This is a genomic window from Janibacter sp. CFPM2_SD2 (genome assembly GCF_057364645.1).
The window spans coordinates 1-4111 of record NZ_JBNFOF010000243.1; the positions used below are offsets into that span (position 1 = coordinate 1).

Annotated in this window: 6 protein-coding genes, 1 tRNA gene and 1 pseudogene; 1 reads left to right on the forward strand and 7 read right to left on the reverse strand. The window is 72.5% G+C overall.

Translation table 11 applies throughout. From position 1 onward, the window contains the following. Nucleotides 1–275: 275 nt before the first annotated feature. From folP to AC2W7J_RS16465, 3 genes and pseudogenes are all read right to left on the reverse strand, one after another. Nucleotides 276–1136, reverse strand: coding sequence for a dihydropteroate synthase (folP, locus tag AC2W7J_RS16455; protein ID WP_485983723.1), 861 nt, complete (start codon nucleotides 1134–1136; stop codon nucleotides 276–278). Continuing rightward, complete coding sequence (locus tag AC2W7J_RS16460; RefSeq protein WP_485983725.1) at nucleotides 1133–1606, reverse strand: glycosyltransferase family protein; 474 nt, start codon at nucleotides 1604–1606, stop codon at nucleotides 1133–1135. The genes folP and AC2W7J_RS16460 overlap by 4 nt, the downstream gene beginning before the upstream one ends. 55 nt (nucleotides 1607–1661) lie before the next feature. Further along, nucleotides 1662–2096, reverse strand: a pseudogene (locus AC2W7J_RS16465) (glycosyltransferase); the annotation flags it as partial. 23 nt (nucleotides 2097–2119) lie between these two features. On the opposite strand from AC2W7J_RS16465, the gene AC2W7J_RS16470 reads away from it, so the two are divergent. Further along, complete coding sequence (locus tag AC2W7J_RS16470) at nucleotides 2120–2530, forward strand: transporter substrate-binding domain-containing protein (protein ID WP_485983715.1); 411 nt, start codon at nucleotides 2120–2122, stop codon at nucleotides 2528–2530. Between the two features lie 112 nt (nucleotides 2531–2642). Here AC2W7J_RS16470 and AC2W7J_RS16475 read toward each other — a convergent pair. From AC2W7J_RS16475 to AC2W7J_RS16490, 4 genes are all read right to left on the reverse strand, one after another. Continuing rightward, nucleotides 2643–2718, reverse strand: a tRNA-Thr gene (locus tag AC2W7J_RS16475). A 75-nt stretch (nucleotides 2719–2793) separates the two neighbouring features. Next, entirely contained in the window at nucleotides 2794–2982 is a 189-nt protein-coding gene (locus AC2W7J_RS16480) for a peptidoglycan-binding domain-containing protein (RefSeq protein WP_485983717.1), read from the reverse strand. Beyond that, a complete protein-coding gene (locus AC2W7J_RS16485) occupies nucleotides 2979–3518 on the reverse strand; it encodes a transglycosylase family protein (protein ID WP_485983719.1) in 540 nt (179 codons plus the stop codon). Before AC2W7J_RS16485 ends, AC2W7J_RS16480 begins: the two co-directional genes overlap by 4 nt. 262 nt (nucleotides 3519–3780) lie before the next feature. Beyond that, on the reverse strand, nucleotides 3781–4111 hold a 331-nt coding region (locus AC2W7J_RS16490; protein ID WP_485983721.1), incomplete at its 5' end, for a peptidoglycan-binding domain-containing protein.

Here is a 4111-nt window from a genome sequence, read left to right on the forward strand (position 1 = left end):
GCGAGCAGGCCGCCGATCTCGAGGTCGGTGGGCAGCGCCCCGTCGGGCACGCGGCCGGTGGTGAAGCGGGGCTGCGCCCGAGGGCGCGTCGCCGGGGCCACACGCGAGTGGCCGGGCCCGACCCCACGACCGACGAGACGGTCGGCCCCCCTTCGTCCCTGCCGTGGCGGCGACGAGTGCGGCAGCCCGCTCGCGTACGTCAGCCAGCGGATCGGCGGTGCCGCCGATGCCGGGCAGCAGGGCGGGGGCGGCCGGGACGACAACGGCGGCGCGGATCATGCCAGCCCCCGGATCGTGCGGGCCGGAGGGCGTTCGCCGCGCAGGGTGGCGACCATGTCGAGGACCTGGCGGGTCTCGGCGACCTCGTGGACGCGGTAGATCCGCGCGCCGAGCCACGCGGAGACGGCGGTCGTCGCGAGCGTGCCGATGAGGCGCTCGTCGACCGGGCGATCGAGGGTCTCGCCGACGAAGTCCTTGTTGGACAACGACACCAGCACGGGCCAGCCGGTCTCGACCATCTCGTCGAGGCGGCGGGTGACCTCGAGGGTGTGGTGGGTGTTCTTGCCGAAGTCGTGCGCCGGGTCGATGACGACCGACTCGCGGGCGACGCCGGCGGCCACCGCCCGCTCGGCGTAGCCGAGGACCCCCTCGATGACGTCTGCGACGACGTCCCGCTCGAAGCCGGTGCGGAAGGGCCGGGTGCGGGGCTGGACCCCGCCCGTGTGCGTGCAGATGATGGCGACGTCGTGCGCAGCGGCGACGTCGACGAGGCCCGGGTCGGCTCCGCCCCAGGCGTCGTTGAGCACGTCCGCGCCTGCGGCACAGACGGCTTCGCCCACCTCGGCCCGCCACGTGTCGACCGAGATCACCAGTTGCGGGTGGGCCTCGCGGACGCGGGCGACGAGCCCGGCGACCCGGTCGATCTCCTCGGCGACGTCGACGTCACCGCCGGGCGCGGCCTTGACCCCACCGATGTCGACGATGTCGGCGCCCTGCTCGACGACGAGGTCGACGCGCTCCATCGCCTTGTCCTCGGCGAAGGTCGCGCCCTTGTCGTAGAAGGAGTCGGGGGTGCGGTTGACGATCGCCATGACGAGCATCGCGTCGTCGGCGAAGGGGTGACGGCCGAGTCTCATCGGGCTCCTGCGGGATAGCCGGCCTGGGTGATCGCCGGTGGGCGCTGACGAAGGGGGACCGCCCGGGTCCGCCAGCCGCCGTCGCGGGTGAACTGCTCGAGCTCCTCGCTCGCCACGGCGACGTCGACCGGCTCGCCGTGGCGGCGGGCGTGGACGACGGCGAGGAGCTCGGCGGCCATGACGGCGAGGTCGTGGTCCTTCTGGTGGCGGTGGGCGCGGGCACCGAGATCGACCTGGGCAATCGCGTCGAGACCGTGGCGGGTGTGGGTGTCGAGGAGCGAGGCGATCTCGACGCCGTAGCCGGTCGGGACGGTCAGGCGCTCCATGAGCGAGCGGCGGGCCGCCCACTCCCCGGCGAGCGGTTGGACGACGCCGGCGAGGTCGGGCCACCAGAGGTCGAGGACCGGGCGGGCGACGAGCTCGGTGACGCGCCCGCCCTCGGTGCTCGGGGCGCGGCCGGGCACGTCCATGACGCGGTCGTACCAGCTTGACGAGCATCGTCGCGGGGTCGGCGGTCAGGGCACCGACGAGGCCGGTGACGAAGTGGGGACCCCACTCGGTGAGGTCGGCGTCGACGAAGACGAGCAGGTCGGCGGTGGTGACGAAGAGCGACTTCCACAGCGCCTCGCCCTTGCCCCGGTGGTTGCCGAGGTGGGGCGCGATGTCCGCGGCGCGGTGAACCGTCGCGCCGGCGTCGCCCGCGATGCTCGCGGTGTCGTCGGTCGAGTCGGAGTCGATGACGACGAGCTCGGAGACCAGCGGCACCGCGTCGACGAGCTCGCGCCGCAGACCGGTCACGACATCGCCGACAGTCGCAGCCTCGTTGCGGGCCGGGACGACCACGGCGACGGACTCCCCCTTCGCCCCGAGGTCGGCGACGAGGGAGGCGGCGTCGAAGTCCGTGTGGACGTGGCTGCGCGCCGACAGCCACTCACGGGTCGACGGGCGCATGTCGCTCATCGTATGCAGGCAAGATGGAGGCCATGCGACGACTCCTGGCGACCCTGGTGCTGCCGCTGCTGCTGGCCGCCTGCTCCGACCCCGGGTCCGCGCTGTCGCGTGCCGAGAGCACAGGCATCCTCACCGTCGGCGTCGTCGACAACCCGCCCCGGACCGTCCCCGCCGAGGGTGGCGAGGTCACCGGCCCGGCGGCCGACCTCATCAGCGACTACGCCGACTCCATCGGGGCGCACCCGAGCTGGCAGGTCGGCGAGCTCGACGCCCTGGCCTCCGCCGTGGACCGCGGCGAGGTCGATGTGATCATCGGTGCCGACGGCGAGGCGAAGGGGGTCACCCCCACCTCGTCGGCGGGTGACGCCGGCACGGTCCTCGTGGGCGACCAGGAGACCCCGCTCAAGGAGTCGATCGACGCCTGGCTGGCAGAGCGAGGCTGAGCCCGACCGCGTGTCGCCCTGCAGTTCGTCCAACCGCGCCAGCAGAACCGCTGGATTCCCGGGACCCCACGTCAGCCCGCGCCACGAACTGCAGGACGACGCACTGGCGCCGTGGAGCTGGCGAAGGGACTCGAACCCTCAACCACCTGTTTACAAGACAGGTGCGCTACCAATTGCGCCACGCCAGCGGGCCCGGACGTGCGACGACCGGGACCGCGGCATCGTAGCCCGCGGCCCCGGTCGTCACCGAGCCGGTCGTGCGATCAGAGCACGTTGTTGTTCAGCCAGCTCTGCAGGCGCGAGGTGGTCTGCGGGCCCCACTTGCCGTCGACGTCGGCGCCGACCTTGCGCTGCAGCGCGCGGGTGGTCATCGGGCCGATGACGCCGTCCTGCGCGGTGCCGACGCGGGCCTGGAGGGCGCGCTTGTCACCGGAGTCGAGGTAGCCGTTCATCGGCGGCCGCCCCACTTCTCGATGCCGGCGTTGGTGCGCGGGCCCTGGATGCCGTCGACGACGAGCTTGCCGCCGGTCGACGTCACGGGCGGACGCGTGGTGTCGCGCGAGGGGCGCTCACCGGTGCCGTAGGGGTCGACGGCCAGGCCGTTGGCGACCGTCAGGCCGGCGCGCTGGGAGCACACGGGCCAGGCGCCGGGGCCCTGGACCTTGAGCACCTCCTGCGCGATCTCGATCTGCTGTGCCTTGGTCGCCCGGTTGGCCGTGTAGGCGTACTTCTGCCCACCGAAGCCCTTCCAGGTCTGGAAGGTGAACTGCAGGCCGCCGTAGAAGCCGTTGCCGGTGTTGATCGACCAGTTGCCGGACGACTCGCACATCGCGACGCGGTCCCAGACCGTGTCGGACGCGCCGGCATTGGAGGCGACGACGAAGCCGCCGGCGACGAGCGCGCCGGCCGCGACGGCGCCACCGGCCATCCGCAGACGACGGCCACGGCGCCCGACGGGCTGGTCGGGGAAGTCGTTGGTGCTGAACATGAAGATCCTCTTTCGACGGAGCGCGGCAGGGGTCCCCGCGCAGGTCCGAGAGAGACGCTAAGGACACTCCAGTCACACGGACAACACCTGCAACGTAAATACAGACCTGTAACTCAGGACCCTCGGACACCTTCCGTCACGGCCTCCACGCCCCCTTCGCCCACCGTCCGGGCATGACGAAGGGGAGGGGAGACCAGTGGTCTCCCCTCCCCTTCGTGCGGAGGAGTCGGGCCGATCAGCTCGGCCCGTCAGCCTGCTGCGATCAGCGACCGTTGAGGTAGGTCTGGAGGGCAGCGGTGGTCTTGGGACCCCAGATGCCGTCCTGCGTGGCGCCGACGACCGACTGCAGCGCACCGGTGGTCTTCGGGCCGATGATGCCGTCCTGCGCCGTGCCGACCTCGCCCTGGAGGGCCTTGATGTCGTCGACGGAGAGGGTGCCGTCCTGCTGGGCGCCAACCCACTTCTCGATGGCGGCGTTGGTCTTCGGGCCGCGGATGCCGTCGACGGCCAGACCGGCGCCGGTGGCGGCCGGGGTGCGGACCTCGGAGCGCGACGCGGTCTGCGGCGCCTGCTGCTCGGGTCTGCTGGGGGCC